The sequence below is a fragment of the Mycobacterium sp. DL99 genome, assembly GCF_004762045.1.
Lineage (GTDB): Bacteria > Actinomycetota > Actinomycetes > Mycobacteriales > Mycobacteriaceae > Mycobacterium.
Map to the genome: position 1 here is coordinate 5,531,149 of NZ_SJOM01000007.1, position 12,931 is coordinate 5,544,079.

A 12,931-nucleotide genomic window follows, 5' to 3' on the forward strand; every position below is an offset into this window, starting at 1 on the left:
GCATGCAGATCAGCCGCCGGGACGCTGTCGCGGTGGTCATCGGCCTGATCCTGGTGGTAGCCGCGTTCGTCGTGCCCCACCTGCACCTGGGTATCGTCACACCGCTGATCAATAGCACACCCGAGCAGATCCACAGCTTCACCGACACCGCACCGATTTTCGGCTGGTGGAATGCGCACGTCGGCTGGGGCACCATCCCGGCGATCGCGATCGGGCTGGCCGCCGTGTGGTGGGGTCCCGCACTCGCACAACGGCTTCCGTGGCGAGCGGTGCCCGTGACAGCCTGGGCGGTGTCGTGCGCCTGGGCGTTCTCGCTGGCCATGATCGACGGTTGGCAACGCGGCTTCGCCGGCCGCCTCACGGCGCGCCACGAATACCTCCGCCAGGTTCCGACGATCACCGACATTCCCGAGGCGCTGCGTACGTTCTCCTCGAGAATCCTCGACTACCAGCCCGATTCATGGATCACCCACGTATCGGGGCACCCTCCCAGCGCTCTCTTGAGTTTCGTGTGGCTGGACCGTATCGGGTTGGGTGGTGGCGCGTGGGCGGGGCTGCTGTGTCTGCTCGCCGGGTCCAGCGCGGCCGCGGCGATCGTGATCGCGGCGCGTGCCCTCACCGACGAGGCCACCGCACGGCAGGTGGCGCCGTTCGTGGCGGTGGCACCGACTGCCATCTGGATCGCTGTTTCGGCCGACGGGTATTACGCGGGCGTGGCCGCATGGGGAATCACGGCGCTGGCCATTGCTGTGCACGGATCGGGCCGCCGTCAGATCCTGTGGGCCGGTGCGGCCGGCCTGCTGCTGGGCTGGGGCATCTTCCTCAACTACGGACTGGCCCTCATGGCGCTGCCGGCACTGGCAGTCCTCGCGACGGCCACCGACTGGCGGGCCGCCCTACGTGTCGTTCTGCCCGCTGTGGTGGCGGCGCTGGCGGTGGTCGCTGTGTTCGCGGCGGCGGGATTCTGGTGGTTCGACGGTTACACCCTGGTCCAGCAACGCTATTGGCAAGGTATCGCCGCCAACCGTCCGTTCCAGTACTGGTCGTGGGCCAACCTGGCCTCCGTGGTCTGTGCCATCGGCCTGGGCAGCGTCGCGGGGATCGGTCGGTTGTTCGACCTCGCCGCGATCCGGCGGCAACCGGGGCTACGCGTCGTGCTGATCGCCGCGCTCCTGGCGATCCTGTTCGCCGACCTCAGCATGCTCAGCAAGGCCGAAACCGAACGCATCTGGCTGCCGTTCACGGTGTGGCTGACCGCGGCGGGCGCGTTCCTGCCGGCTCGGTCACAGCGCTGGTGGCTGGCGGTCAACGTCGTCGGTGCGCTGGCGCTGAACCACTTCATCCTCACCAACTGGTAGCCGGCGCAGGAGCAGTAGGTACAGCAGCACGCTCAGCCACACCGCGGCCAGTGAAACCGCCAGTCCCAGTGGGTAGTTGCGATCGAGCACGGTCATGTTGTCGGGACGCATACCGGGCCGGCCGTACACCGGGACGGCGAGTAGAACCAGCAGCACGCTGCACAGTGCGGCCACCGCGATCGGCGAGCGGGCACCGGCCGGGATCAGCCGACGGCCCGCCCATCCCACCGCGGCGCACAACGGTGCGAAGACGAAATCGTGCACCACCACTCCGACGACTGCCCACACCAGGATCCGCATGATGATCACCGGCGGGCTCTCCGACAGCAGCAGCGCACCGTAGCCGGTGAGCCCGATTCCGATCACCGCGAGCAGCAGCCGCGTCGCCGTCATGTCACCACCTCGATCCTGGACAGCCACTTCGTCTGCAGCACACCGGGTCTACTCGCAGCGATGAGCCGGCACGGGTACCCATGGTCCAGATCGAGAGGCTCACCGTTGAGCCGCAACGCGATCAACGTCGCGGTGTCGCGGGCATGCCGCGCGGGCAGCACGGTACGGGAGTACGGGCCCGGCGGTTCCAGCGAGACCATCCGCACATCGGAGTCCGGCGCGCCACCCACCACAGCGATCAGATCGGCCAGCACCACCCCGGTCCAATCCGCACCGACACTCCAGCCTTCGACGCACGCGATCGGCAGTCGCCGGGTGGTCTGCGGTAGGGCCGACAACTCGGCGAGGGTGAAGGCCCGCACCACGGCTCCGGCGGTCACGGTCAGCCGATAGTCCGGTGATGTCGCACTGCGCAGCACACCGGCCGCGATCGCCGACCGGTTCACCGGAACCCCCTGCGGCCCTTGCCCGGAACGCGGGGCCAAGACGGACACACGACGCAGGAACGGCACAGTCTGCCCCGCGGTGACAACCGTCGCCAGCGCCACCGCCACCCAGGTGGCACGCAGCACGGTGCGCCGACTGGGGCCCGCGGCCACGTCCCGCGTCACGGGGCCCGCCTCCAACTCCAGCGGCTCCCCCAGCGCCCGGCGGATCACCGGCAGTTTCACCGCGACATGTACCAGCACGGCCCCGGCTGCCACATAGGCCATGGCGTAGTGGGTCGTGGTGAAGAAGAACTTGAACGCGTACCACTGTGCGATGTTCAGCAGGCCGGTGGACAGCTGGAACAGGATCGCGCCCACCAGCACCAGGATCGACAACCGTTCCAGCTGGCGCACGAGCCCACCGATGATCGGGCGCTCGAACAGCTTCGGCCAAACCGACCACAGCTTGACGACCACGAGCGGGATCGCGGCGATGCCCGAGATCACGTGCAACCCCTGGGTCAGCCGGTACAGCCAGACCGGCCGGGTGGGCCAGAAGAACCACGGCTGCGGATGCTGGATGAAATGGCTGATCAGTCCGGTGACAAAGCAAATGGCCACCGCGATGCCCAGGGCCGTTCCGACCCGGACGGTCACCGCCGTTCCACGCAGGCCGCTCATATCGCTTCCAGGGCCGCGATCGCCCGGTGACCGACGGGGTACACCGCCGTCACCGCGAGGCCGACATCCCCGGCGAGCCGGGTCGCGCAGTCCAAACCCACCGTCGCCCAACGGAACCACGGACCGACGCTGCACAGGGTCTCCAACCGCACCCACGCCGCGTCGACTCCCGTTGCCACGGTGTCGAATTCGACCAGGCAACGGCCACCACGCCGAAGCAGCTCACCGGCCCGTTGCAGCACCCGCCACGGATCACCCCCAAGCCCGACGTTTCCGTCGGCCAACAACACGGTGTGCCAGCGACCGGTTCCCGGCAGCGGTTCGAACAGGTCGCGGCACAGCACCGGTGCGCCACTGCCCCTTGCCAGCTCGACGGCGGTACGGGACAGGTCCACGCCGAGCGCAGGCAGCCCGCGCCGCACCAGACCAGCGACCAGCCGCCCCGGACCACAGCCGAGGTCGAGTGTCGGCCCCGAACACAGGTTCACGATGGCATCGTCAAACCGCCTGTCGAAACAGCGGTCGGCGCGCGCACCGCCCAGCCAGCTGTACACCGGCAGGAGGCGCAGGCTGCCGTCGTCGCGCCGGATCCAGCAGCTCTCCCCGTCGAGCGCCCGGTCGTAGAGCCGCCCGTGCATGTCAGAACCCCCGCGCCGCGCGGACGAACCGGCTGCCCGGCGCACATGCCCGGCGCACCTCGGCGATGTCGTCGACCGTGTCGAAGTCGGCCAGTTCGGCGGCCAGGTTCACCGTCGCCCCGGTGCCACGCAATGCGGCAAGGGTTTCCGCACCGGTGCGCGACGTGGACATCTCGATGTCCGCCAGGCATGCGGCTGTGCGGCAGTCCCGGACACCCAGCACCCACCAGCCGCCGTCACGCGCCATCCCGAGCACCGCGTCGGCGTCCGCCAACGCCTGCCCGCACTCGTCGAGCAACGTGGCGGTCACCTGCGGGGTGTCCATCCCGATCTGCAGCACCGGCAGCCTCGTCACCGCGGCAGCGTCGGCGTGCGCATTGGCCAGTCGCTGGGCGAAGCCCACGCCGTGCTGCGGCACGACGATGAAATCGTCCAGCCGGTCCCGGATTTCCCCGCCGCAGTGGGCCAACTCAAGGTCACCGGTGAGCGCCACCACCCGGGCCGAGACCGCAGCGCCGGCCACTGCGTCGAGGGTGTCCAGCAGCGCTGCGGCCGCGATGTCGGCGGCGGCCTGGTCACCGACCCCCGCGGCCAGCCGCGTCTTGGCCAGCCCGGGCACCGGCGCCTTGGCAACCACCAGCACGGCAATGGATGTCACCTGATCACCCGCCAGAAGTCCAGGGCGGCAACAACACTGCCCCGCACCGATCCGCTCACCTTGGACTGCCCACCGGTGCGGGGACCATAGGCCACGTCGCGCTCGATCACCCGCCAACCGGCCTGAGCGGCACGGACCAACAACTCGAGCGGGTAACCGGACCGCCGATCTGTCACCCCGAGCCCGATCAGCGCATCTCGGCGGGCCACCCGCATCGGCGCGATGTCGTGCACCGGCAGCCGGTGCCGCTGCCGCAACCGCCAGCACACCGCGGCAGTACCGAGCCGGGCATGCCAGGGCCAGCGCAGCCCGGGGATCGGCCGGCGCCGGCCGATGACCAGATCTGCGCCGCGCTCGAGTTCGGCGACAAGCGCCGGAAGCTCCCGGGGGTCCATGGACCCGTCGGCGTCGAGCACCGCCACGATCGGCGTCGCGGCGGCGACCACGCCTGCGTGCACCGCCGAGCCATACCCGGGGCGCGGCTCGGTGACCACCGTCGCACCGAGCGACCGGGCCACCTCAGCCGTGCGGTCGGTGCTGTTGTTGTCGACCACAAGCGGCCGGTAGCCGTCGGGCATCGCGGCCAGCACACCTGGCAGCGACTGCTGCTCGTCCAGACAGGGCAGCACCACGGTGACGCGGTCGGCAGGGGCCATGATGTCCGACGGTAGGCCGCCCCCGGCGCCCTGACCAGGGCCCAACGATGACGAAATTGTGACATAGCCGCAGGTCGCGGCGTCGCGGCAGTAACCTCGAAGGGTGACCCGGGTACTGATCGCCGACGACGACACCGTCGTACGCGACGTCGTACGCCGCTACCTGGAACGCGACGGCCTGGACGTCTCGATCGCGCACGACGGCACCGAAGCCTTGCGGTTGCTCGACTCCGAGCAGATCGACGTCGCGGTTCTGGACGTGATGATGCCCGGTTCCGACGGGCTGTCGTTGTGCCGCGATCTGCGCCGCGACGGCGACTACAGGATGCCGGTGATACTGCTGACCGCCCTCGGCGAGGAGGATGACCGCATCGCGGGCCTGGAGGCCGGTGCCGACGACTATCTGACAAAACCGTTCAGCCCTCGTGAACTGGCGTTGCGGGTGCGGTCAGTGCTGCGACGCAGCAGCGGCCCCACCACGCCGGTGGCCGCGGAGCTCGCCCTCGATGACCTGCACGTCTCCACTGCGGCGCGCGCCGTGACGCTAGCCGGGCGCCCGGTCAGCCTGACCAACCGCGAGTTCGATCTGCTGGTGTTCTTCCTGACCAACAGCGACGTCGTGTTCTCCCGCGAAGATCTGTTGAAGCGGGTCTGGCGCTGGGACTTCGGCGACCTGTCCACCGTCACTGTCCACATCAAGCGGCTGCGGTCCAAGCTCGGCGATCAGCACCGAATCCAGACCGTGTGGGGACGGGGCTACCTGTGGAGTTCCGGTGCAGAACCTCGCTGAGATCATCGGCTGGGCACTGGCCTGCTCAGTGCCCGTCGTCCTCGCCGGGGCGATCATCATCCGGCTGGCCCGGTCCTGGTCACTCGCGCTGAGCATGGTGGTGCTGGTGCTGATCCCGACACTGGCCACGTTCACCGGAGTGCTCGGCGCCAGCGGCTTCATGATCACCGAGACCTTCGAGCAGACCGCCGTCGTGCTGGTGATCGTCTCGGTGGTGACCATCCCCGCCGCCGTGATGCTGGCCCGCTACCAGGCCCGGCGCACGGTGTGGGAGCAGGAGATCCGCGATTCGGAACGCGCGGCCGAACATTCGCGCCGCCGGCTCGTCGCGTTCGTCAGCCATGACCTGCGCACCCCGCTGGCCGGTATCCGCGCGGTCTCCGAGGCCATCGCCGACGGTGTGGTCACCGACGACGAGGTCAGAACTCAAGCCAAACACATTGAGCAGGAATCGATCCGGCTCTCCGAGATGGTCGACGACCTGTTCGAGATGTCCAAGATCAACGCCGGCTCCGTGCAGCCCGTCCGCGAGCAGGTGGCCCTCGACGAGGTGGTGGCAGATGTGATCGCGGCCCACCGGATACCGGCCGACCGCGCGGGCGTGCGGTTGACCGCGGAACTACCCCCGCAACCGGTGCGCGTGCTGGGCAGTGACCGCTCCCTGGTCCGCGTGCTGTCGAACCTGGTGGCCAATGCCATCGCGCACACACCGGAGGGCGGCAGCGTAACGCTGACCCTCGGGACGGACGCCGACGGCGCATGGGCGCACGTCGACGACACCGGGGTTGGCATCGATGAAGTCGATCTGCCCCGGGTGTTCGACGTGGCCTACCGCGGATCCAACGGCCGTGTGCCACGCGCGGATTCGTCGCTGCCGAGCGGATCCGGACTGGGACTGACCATCGCGGCGGGCCTGGTGCAGGCGCACGGTGGCACGTTGTCCGCCCGCAACCTGGACACCGGGGCGCGCTTCGAGGTGCGACTGCCGCTGGCGGCCGGCACCGCCGAATAGTCGTCAGTCCGGCAGCGAGTTGCTCAGCCGCTCGGTGGCGGCCACATAGTCCTCGATGAACTCACGCACGACCTCGCGCGCCGGTTTCACCTTGTTCATCAGCCCGACGCCCTGCCCGACGAAGTACGTCGCCAACGCTTGTGCACCCGGATGACCCTGTGCGGCAAGAACATCGATGCGCCGGATGACGGGCTCGGCGAGCATGTTCTGCAGCGGGAGCGGAAGCGTCTGGTGTCCAGCGGGATTCGGCTGCCACGCGTCAGTCCATTCGGAGACCAGCTGACGCGCCGGCTTACCGGTGCGACCGGTCGACCGCACGGTGTCCCGCGACGTCGCGGCGAGCATCTTCTGCACGGTATGCGGGGCCGTCTCGGCCTCCTCGGTGGTCAGCCACACCGAACCGGTCCAGGCGCCGGCCGCGCCCATCGCCACCGCGGCCGCCATCTGCCTGCCGGTCACGATGCCCCCGGCGGCCAGGACCGGAATCGTGCTGCCGGCCTGCTCCAGCGTCTCAAGGACTTCGGGAACCAGCACCAGCGTCGACACCTCACCGCAGTGCCCGCCGGCCTCGGTGCCCTGCGCGACGATCAGGTCCACCCCGGCCTGCACCTGCTTGAGCGCGTGCTCGCGGGCCCCCACCAGGGCGGCGACCGGGACACCGCGTTCGCGGCCGGCCTCGATCATGTAGTCCGGCGGCACGCCGAGCGCATTGGCGATGAGTTTGATCGGATGGCTCATCGCCACGTCCAGCAGCTCGTGGCCGGTGTCACCCGACAGCGAGGACCCGCCCAGCCGGGGGCTGGCGTCCGGTTCGATGCCGTGCTCGGTGAGCAGCTGAGCCACGAACTCCCGGTATTCGCCGGGGATCCGGTCGGTGAGCTGGTTGCGGGAGAGGTTCTCGCCCTTGCCCTCGAACTTCGCCGGAACGATGGTGTCGGCGCCATAGGGTTTGCCGCCCACCTGCTGGTCGATCCAGGTCAGCTCGCGGTCGAGCTGCTCGGGCGTGTACGCCGTGGCGCCGAGGACACCGAAGCCGCCGGCATTGGTCACCGCGGCCACCACGTCACGGCAGTGGCTGAAGGCGAAGAGAGGGAAATCGATCCCGAACTGCTCACAGATGGCGGGTTTCACACCGTCAGTATTGCCACGCAGACTTGACGGGTGTCAAGAGCGCCCCGTGGTCAGGCACGCAGCGGCGCGAACGCGAACTCGGCCAATCCGTCCCTCGGGTCGATCGCGGCCTCGAAGTCCAGCACCTGTGCGGCGTGCGCCGGCGAGGCCACGATGTGGCGGACGTCGCCGCTGCGGTACTGACCGGTGACGACGGGCCTGCCCGCCCCACGGGCCTCGCACAACCGGGTGGCCACCTCCATGATCGAGATGGGCCGCCCCGAGCACACGTTGAACGCGTTGAAGCCGTCGAGCCCGGCACCGACCGCGGCCACGTTGGCGGCCGCGACATCGTCGACGTGAACGAAGTCGCGCATCTGCCCGCCGTCCTCGAAAACTCCTGGCTGCTGCCCGGATTCGAGTTGCGAACGGAAGATCGCCGCGACCCCGGAATACGGGGTGTCGCGCGGCATGTTCGGGCCGTAGACGTTGTGATAGCGCAGCGCGACCACACTCCCGGCGCCGGCCTCCGCCCAGGCCAACGCGAAATGCTCCTGCGCGGTCTTGCTGGCGGCGTACAGACTGCGGGGTCGTAACGGCGCGTCCTCGCCGACGAGCCGCCACCGCAATTGTTCTTCGCCGATCGGGCAGCGGTGCTCGAACACCCCGGCATCCAGATCGGCACGGGCGCGCGGCGCCGGATCGACCGGGCCATGCTCGGGGCAGTCGTAGCCGCCCTGCCCGTACACCACCATCGACGAGGCCAACACGAGACGGGTGCAACCCGCGGCGAACATCTCGGCGAGCAGCACCGCCGTCCCGTAGTCGTTGTGGCCGGCGTAGGACGGCGCGTCGGCCGCGTTGACCCCGGCTCCCACCACCGCGGCCTGGTGACACACCACATCAACCCCGGCGAGCAGCGGCTCCAGCGCGTCGCGGTCGCGGATATCGACCACGCGACACTGCGGCGGGGGTTCAGCGCCCGGACCGTGCGCGGCCGCCAGCAGGGTGTCCACCGCGATGACCTCATGACCGGCGGCCTGCAACGCGGCCCAGGTGCGGGTACCGATGAAGCCCGCCGCGCCGGTGAGCAGAACTCTCACGGCAGCTCGAAGGGCAACTTCACCCCGTCGTGGGCCAGGCAGTGCGTGCAGGCGCGCTCGGTATCGACGGCCTCCAGCGCCTCGTGCACGAGCTTCTTGAACGGCACCAGATTGCGCTCGAACTCGGCGAAGACGTCCACCGTCGTCACCCCTGAACCCGCCTCGATCCCGGCATCCAGATCGGTCACCAAAGCGATTGCCGCATAACACATCTCAAGCTCACGCGCCAGCACGGCCTCGGGGTAGCCGGTCATGTTGACCAGGGTGAAGCCCTGATCGGCGAACCACCGGCTCTCGGCCCTGGTGGAGAACCGCGGCCCCTGGATCACCACCATGGTGCCGCCGTCGACCACCCCGGGCAGCCCGGCCGCCGCGGACCGCAAGTCCGGGCAGTACGGATCGGCGAAGCCGACGTGGATGCCGCCGGAATCGAAGTACGTGTCGGCGCGGGCACGGGTGCGGTCCACCAGCTGATCGGGCACCACGATCGAACCCGGACCCAACTGCGTCGTCAGACTGCCCACCGCACACGGACCGAAGATCCGTCGCACCCCCAACGTGCGCAGCGCCCACATATTGGCCCGGTACGGGACCATGTGCGGCGAGAACTCGTGGTTGACCCCGTGCCGAGGCAGAAAGGCCACCTCGTGTCCGCCCACCGCACCCACCGTGATGGGCGCGCTCGGCGGACCGTAGGGGGTGTCCACAGTGACGGTGTGGGCCTCGGGCCCGAAGAACGAATAGAACCCACTACCGCCGATGACGCCGAGCATGCAGTGCTATTCGGCCTCGTCGGGGGCCTTGACGTCCGCCGGGCCCTCGTCAACGTCCGGGCCGACGCCTGCGTCGAGGTCGTCGTCGAAGTCGTCGAAATCCTCATTCGCCTTGCGGGCGCCGTCGGCGATCTCGAAGACATCGGTGGCCAGGCCACCGATGGCGGTCGCGACGTCCTTGACGGCCGTGGTGATGATCGAGGTGACCTGCCCGACCGTGGAGGCCACTGCCTCGACGGATTCCTGCAGCACGTCCTTGCCGATCTCGGTCTTGCTGAGCTGCTCCTTCATGAGGCTCAGTGTAGGAGTCCGCGCGGGATGGCACCGGGTCAGCTCATACGATGACGGTCGTGGCCAGTTTCTCGCAATGGATCGAGGGCGCCCGCCCCCGCACGCTGCCCAACGCCGTCGCCCCGGTGCTCGCCGGTACCGGCGCCGCCGCCTGGATGGGCTCCGCCGTGTGGTGGAAAGCGTTGCTGGCGCTGGCCGTATCACTCGCGTTGATCATCGGCGTGAACTACGCCAACGATTACTCCGACGGCATCCGCGGTACCGACGACGTGCGGTCCGGCCCGCTGCGTCTCGTGGGGTCCAAGCTGGCCTCGCCCCGGGCCGTCCTGACCGCGGCGGTGGTGAGCCTGGCGATCGGCGCGGTGGCCGGACTGGTACTCGCGGCGGTCAGTGCACCGTGGCTGATCGTGGTCGGCGCGGTCTGCATCGCCGGCGCCTGGCTGTACACCGGCGGCAAGAAGCCCTACGGCTACCTCGGCCTGGGCGAGGTAGCCGTGTTCATCTTCTTCGGCCTGGTCGCGGTACTCGGCACGCAGTACACCCAGGCCCTGCGCATCGACTGGGTCGGGCTGGTCGCCGCGGTGGCCATGGGCTCGCTGTCGTCGGCCGTGCTGGTCGCCAACAACCTGCGCGACATCCCCACCGACAGCGAGTCCGGCAAGATCACCCTCGCAGTGCGACTCGGCGACGCCCGCACCCGGCTGCTGTATCAACTGCTGGTGGGCGTGGCCCTGGTGCTGCCCCTCGTGCTGATCCCGGCCACCCCATGGTGTGCGGTGGGCCTGCTGGCGCTGGCGCCGGCGGTGCGGGCACTGCGGCCGGTACGCGACGGCAGTACGGGGGCCCAGCTGATCCCGGTGCTGCGCGATACCGGGCTGACCATGCTGGTGTGGTCGGTCGCGGTCTCTGCGGCCCTGTTCCTGGCGGCCTAACGAGGCGCTCTCTTCCCCGACTTCTACGTGAGGGTCGTTGCACGTCGACATCCACGACCCAGACGTAGAACTCGGCGAACCCCGGGTCTGCAAACCGCGCGTGGCACAGCCGCGGTGCACTAACGTGGCCGTCGGCCTGCAACGCCAACCACCTGGGGGATGTGCATGACCACTTCGACCGAGGCGCACCAGCCCGCACCGTCGGGCCGCGCCGAAACCCGCCGGGCCATCTGGAACACCATCAGAGGATCGTCGGGCAACCTCGTCGAGTGGTACGACGTGTACGTCTACACGGTGTTCGCCACCTACTTCGAAGCGCAGTTCTTCGACAAGGCCGACAAGAACGCCACCGTCTACGTCTACGCGATCTTCGCGATCACGTTCCTCACCCGCCCGATCGGCTCGTGGTTCTTCGGCCGCTTCGCCGACCGCCGCGGCCGCCGCTCCGCACTGACCGTCAGCGTCTCGCTGATGGCGCTGTGCTCACTGGTCATCGCGTTCGTACCCTCGCGCGAAACCATCGGTGTCGCAGCGCCGATCGTCCTCATCCTGTGCCGGCTGGTGCAGGGCTTCGCGACCGGCGGCGAGTACGGCACCTCGGCGACCTACATGTCCGAGGCCGCCACCCGGGAACGACGCGGCTTCTTCTCCTCGTTCCAGTACGTGACGCTGGTGGGCGGTCACGTACTGGCACAATTCACCCTGCTGATCATCCTGACCACGTTCACCACCGACCAGGTGCACGAATTCGGTTGGCGCATCGGCTTTGCCGTCGGTGGTGTGGCTGCGATCGTGGTGTTCTGGCTGCGCCGGACCATGGACGAATCACTGTCCGAGGAACAACTCGAAGCGATCAAGGCCGGCGAGGACACGAACTCCGGCTCATTGCGCGAACTGCTCACCCGCTACTCCAGGCCCCTGGTGCTGTGCTTCCTGATCACGATGGGTGGCACCCTGGCGTTCTACGCCTACAGCGTCAACGCCCCGGCGATAGTCAAGACGACGTACAAAGACCAGGCGATGACGGCCACCTGGATCAACCTGATCGGGTTGATCTTCCTGATGGCCATCCAACCCATCGGTGGGATGATCAGCGACAAGGTGGGCCGCAAACCGCTGCTGGTGTGGTTCGGTATCGGCGGGGTGATCTACACCTACGTCCTGTTCACCTATCTGCCCCAGACACATTCACCGATCCTGTCGTTCCTCCTGGTCGCCGTCAGCTACGTGATCCTGACCGGGTACACCTCGATCAACGCCCTGGTGAAATCCGAGCTCTTCCCCGCACATGTGCGCGCGCTCGGGGTGGGAGTTGGCTATGCCCTGGCCAATTCGATGTTCGGCGGGACCGCTCCGGTGATCTACCAGGCGCTCAAGGACCGCAACCTCGTGCCGTGGTTCATCGCCTACGTCACGGTGTGCATCGCCATGTCACTCGCGGTGTACGTGCTCTTCCTCAAGAACAAGGCCGAAACCTACCTGGACCAGGAGAAGGGCTCGGCCTTCATCCGGTAGCTCAGGCGAAACGAAAGTTACTGCGCCGGAAAGGCGCCGCGCGCCGGCTGAACGAACTCGCCGCAGGCGTCAGCCCTCGGCCGGCGGCTCATCGCCGCGCAACCGGGCCTGCAGCTGCTCGCGGTCCTTGCGGCGCCGCTCGTCGACCATCGCGATAGAGGCTGTCGCCCGCTCGCGTAGCGGGCGGAAAAGCCATATTCCCACGGGCAGCGCGATCACGATGGCGAACAACAGCGCCACCACGACCGGGAAATCCGCCACGAACAGACTCCCCACGCCGTAGATCGCTCCGGTCAACACAGCGACCAGCACCAGCCGGGCGATGAGGTAAACCACGACGTCGGTGACCATGCGGGAGGTCGAACCACTTCCTGACACGCTCCGAGCCTACCGACGGCGCGTATATTCGGATCAAGGAGGTTTCGAGTGGCGTATCTACTCCTGTTCATTGTCGCAGCAAGCCTGGTGTACATCGGCTGGCGGCTCGCGCGGGTTTCCGGCAGTCAACCCAAGACGCGGGTGATCGGCCCTGATGACGACCCAGAGTTCCTGCGTCGGCTCGGGCACGGCGACAATCCGCGCAGCTAGCCTGC

At 68.5% G+C, this 12,931-nt stretch carries 16 protein-coding genes; 6 read left to right on the plus strand and 10 right to left on the minus strand.

Annotated elements, in window-relative coordinates:
• The first annotated feature begins 2 nt into the window (after positions 1–2).
• A complete protein-coding gene (locus tag EYZ64_RS27020; RefSeq protein ID WP_135458384.1) occupies positions 3–1,358 on the plus strand; it encodes a hypothetical protein in 1,356 nt (451 codons plus the stop codon).
• On the opposite strand, the gene EYZ64_RS27025 is transcribed toward EYZ64_RS27020, so the two are convergent.
• Genes EYZ64_RS27025 through EYZ64_RS27045 form a run of 5 tightly spaced genes read right to left on the minus strand, consistent with a single transcriptional unit; the run spans position 1,284 to position 4,812 of the window.
• Positions 1,284–1,751, minus strand: coding sequence for a hypothetical protein (locus tag EYZ64_RS27025; RefSeq protein ID WP_135458386.1), 468 nt, complete (start codon positions 1,749–1,751; stop codon positions 1,284–1,286). The two genes, EYZ64_RS27020 and EYZ64_RS27025, sit on opposite strands and share 75 nt — an antisense overlap.
• The gene (locus EYZ64_RS27030) at positions 1,748–2,860 is read right to left on the minus strand and encodes a molybdopterin-dependent oxidoreductase (protein ID WP_167857984.1); all 1,113 of its coding nucleotides are present in this window, start codon (positions 2,858–2,860) and stop codon (positions 1,748–1,750) included. The genes EYZ64_RS27025 and EYZ64_RS27030 overlap by 4 nt, the downstream gene beginning before the upstream one ends.
• Positions 2,857–3,498, minus strand: a complete 642-nt coding sequence (locus EYZ64_RS27035; RefSeq protein WP_135458388.1) for a methyltransferase domain-containing protein — start codon at positions 3,496–3,498, stop codon at positions 2,857–2,859. Before EYZ64_RS27035 ends, EYZ64_RS27030 begins: the two co-directional genes overlap by 4 nt.
• A 1-nt stretch (position 3,499) precedes the next feature.
• On the minus strand, positions 3,500–4,156 hold the full coding sequence (locus EYZ64_RS27040; protein WP_135458391.1) for a TIGR04282 family arsenosugar biosynthesis glycosyltransferase: 657 nt from the start codon (positions 4,154–4,156) through the stop codon (positions 3,500–3,502).
• The gene (locus EYZ64_RS27045) at positions 4,153–4,812 is read right to left on the minus strand and encodes a glycosyltransferase family 2 protein (protein WP_135458393.1); all 660 of its coding nucleotides are present in this window, start codon (positions 4,810–4,812) and stop codon (positions 4,153–4,155) included. The genes EYZ64_RS27040 and EYZ64_RS27045 overlap by 4 nt, the downstream gene beginning before the upstream one ends.
• Positions 4,813–4,915: 103 nt before the next feature.
• Between EYZ64_RS27045 and EYZ64_RS27050 the strand changes: the two genes are divergently transcribed.
• On the plus strand, positions 4,916–5,602 hold the full coding sequence (locus EYZ64_RS27050) for a response regulator transcription factor (protein WP_135458395.1): 687 nt from the start codon (positions 4,916–4,918) through the stop codon (positions 5,600–5,602).
• Positions 5,586–6,614: a sensor histidine kinase gene (locus tag EYZ64_RS27055; protein ID WP_135458397.1), complete on the plus strand. Its 1,029-nt coding sequence runs from the start codon at positions 5,586–5,588 to the stop codon at positions 6,612–6,614. The genes EYZ64_RS27050 and EYZ64_RS27055 overlap by 17 nt, the downstream gene beginning before the upstream one ends.
• Before the next feature lie 3 nt (positions 6,615–6,617).
• Here EYZ64_RS27055 and EYZ64_RS27060 read toward each other — a convergent pair whose 3' ends face one another.
• Genes EYZ64_RS27060 through EYZ64_RS27075 form a run of 4 tightly spaced genes read right to left on the minus strand, consistent with a single transcriptional unit; the run spans position 6,618 to position 9,891 of the window.
• Positions 6,618–7,745 (minus strand): NAD(P)H-dependent flavin oxidoreductase, encoded by a 1,128-nt coding sequence (locus EYZ64_RS27060; RefSeq protein ID WP_135458399.1) that lies wholly within the window; start codon positions 7,743–7,745, stop codon positions 6,618–6,620.
• Positions 7,746–7,795: 50 nt separating this feature from the next.
• Positions 7,796–8,827: an NAD-dependent epimerase/dehydratase family protein gene (locus EYZ64_RS27065; RefSeq protein ID WP_135458401.1), complete on the minus strand. Its 1,032-nt coding sequence runs from the start codon at positions 8,825–8,827 to the stop codon at positions 7,796–7,798.
• Positions 8,824–9,600 (minus strand): S-methyl-5'-thioadenosine phosphorylase, encoded by a 777-nt coding sequence (locus EYZ64_RS27070; protein ID WP_135458403.1) that lies wholly within the window; start codon positions 9,598–9,600, stop codon positions 8,824–8,826. The genes EYZ64_RS27065 and EYZ64_RS27070 overlap by 4 nt, the downstream gene beginning before the upstream one ends.
• Positions 9,601–9,606: 6 nt before the next feature.
• On the minus strand, positions 9,607–9,891 hold the full coding sequence (locus tag EYZ64_RS27075) for a hypothetical protein (RefSeq protein ID WP_135458405.1): 285 nt from the start codon (positions 9,889–9,891) through the stop codon (positions 9,607–9,609).
• A 59-nt stretch (positions 9,892–9,950) separates the two neighbouring features.
• Here EYZ64_RS27075 and EYZ64_RS27080 point away from each other — a divergent pair, with 59 nt between their 5' ends.
• Complete coding sequence (locus EYZ64_RS27080; protein WP_135458407.1) at positions 9,951–10,823, plus strand: 1,4-dihydroxy-2-naphthoate polyprenyltransferase; 873 nt, start codon at positions 9,951–9,953, stop codon at positions 10,821–10,823.
• A 165-nt stretch (positions 10,824–10,988) separates the two neighbouring features.
• Positions 10,989–12,338, plus strand: a complete 1,350-nt coding sequence (locus EYZ64_RS27085; protein WP_135458409.1) for an MFS transporter — start codon at positions 10,989–10,991, stop codon at positions 12,336–12,338.
• Positions 12,339–12,407: 69 nt separating this feature from the next.
• Here the strand turns inward: EYZ64_RS27085 and EYZ64_RS27090 are convergent, their stop codons facing one another.
• Positions 12,408–12,689 (minus strand): DUF4229 domain-containing protein, encoded by a 282-nt coding sequence (locus tag EYZ64_RS27090; protein ID WP_135460282.1) that lies wholly within the window; start codon positions 12,687–12,689, stop codon positions 12,408–12,410.
• A gap of 75 nt (positions 12,690–12,764) precedes the next feature.
• Here EYZ64_RS27090 and EYZ64_RS32120 point away from each other — a divergent pair, with 75 nt between their 5' ends.
• Positions 12,765–12,926, plus strand: coding sequence for a hypothetical protein (locus EYZ64_RS32120; protein ID WP_167857985.1), 162 nt, complete (start codon positions 12,765–12,767; stop codon positions 12,924–12,926).
• Positions 12,927–12,931 lie beyond the last annotated feature (5 nt).

What these genes read in the sequence shown, in the direction of transcription:
- EYZ64_RS27070 (WP_135458403.1), bottom strand. Translation starts at nt 9,600, where the DNA reads ATGCTCGGCGTCATCGGCGGTAGTGGGTTCTATTCGTTCTTCGGGCCC.
- EYZ64_RS27030 (WP_167857984.1), bottom strand. Translation starts at nt 2,860, where the DNA reads ATGAGCGGCCTGCGTGGAACGGCGGTGACCGTCCGGGTCGGAACGGCC.
- EYZ64_RS27045 (WP_135458393.1), bottom strand. Translation starts at nt 4,812, where the DNA reads ATGGCCCCTGCCGACCGCGTCACCGTGGTGCTGCCCTGTCTGGACGAG.
- EYZ64_RS27075 (WP_135458405.1), bottom strand. Translation starts at nt 9,891, where the DNA reads ATGAAGGAGCAGCTCAGCAAGACCGAGATCGGCAAGGACGTGCTGCAG.
- EYZ64_RS27025 (WP_135458386.1), bottom strand. Translation starts at nt 1,751, where the DNA reads ATGACGGCGACGCGGCTGCTGCTCGCGGTGATCGGAATCGGGCTCACC.
- EYZ64_RS27020 (WP_135458384.1), top strand. Translation starts at nt 3, where the DNA reads ATGCAGATCAGCCGCCGGGACGCTGTCGCGGTGGTCATCGGCCTGATC.
- EYZ64_RS27085 (WP_135458409.1), top strand. Translation starts at nt 10,989, where the DNA reads ATGACCACTTCGACCGAGGCGCACCAGCCCGCACCGTCGGGCCGCGCC.
- EYZ64_RS27035 (WP_135458388.1), bottom strand. Translation starts at nt 3,498, where the DNA reads ATGCACGGGCGGCTCTACGACCGGGCGCTCGACGGGGAGAGCTGCTGG.
- EYZ64_RS27090 (WP_135460282.1), bottom strand. Translation starts at nt 12,689, where the DNA reads ATGGTCACCGACGTCGTGGTTTACCTCATCGCCCGGCTGGTGCTGGTC.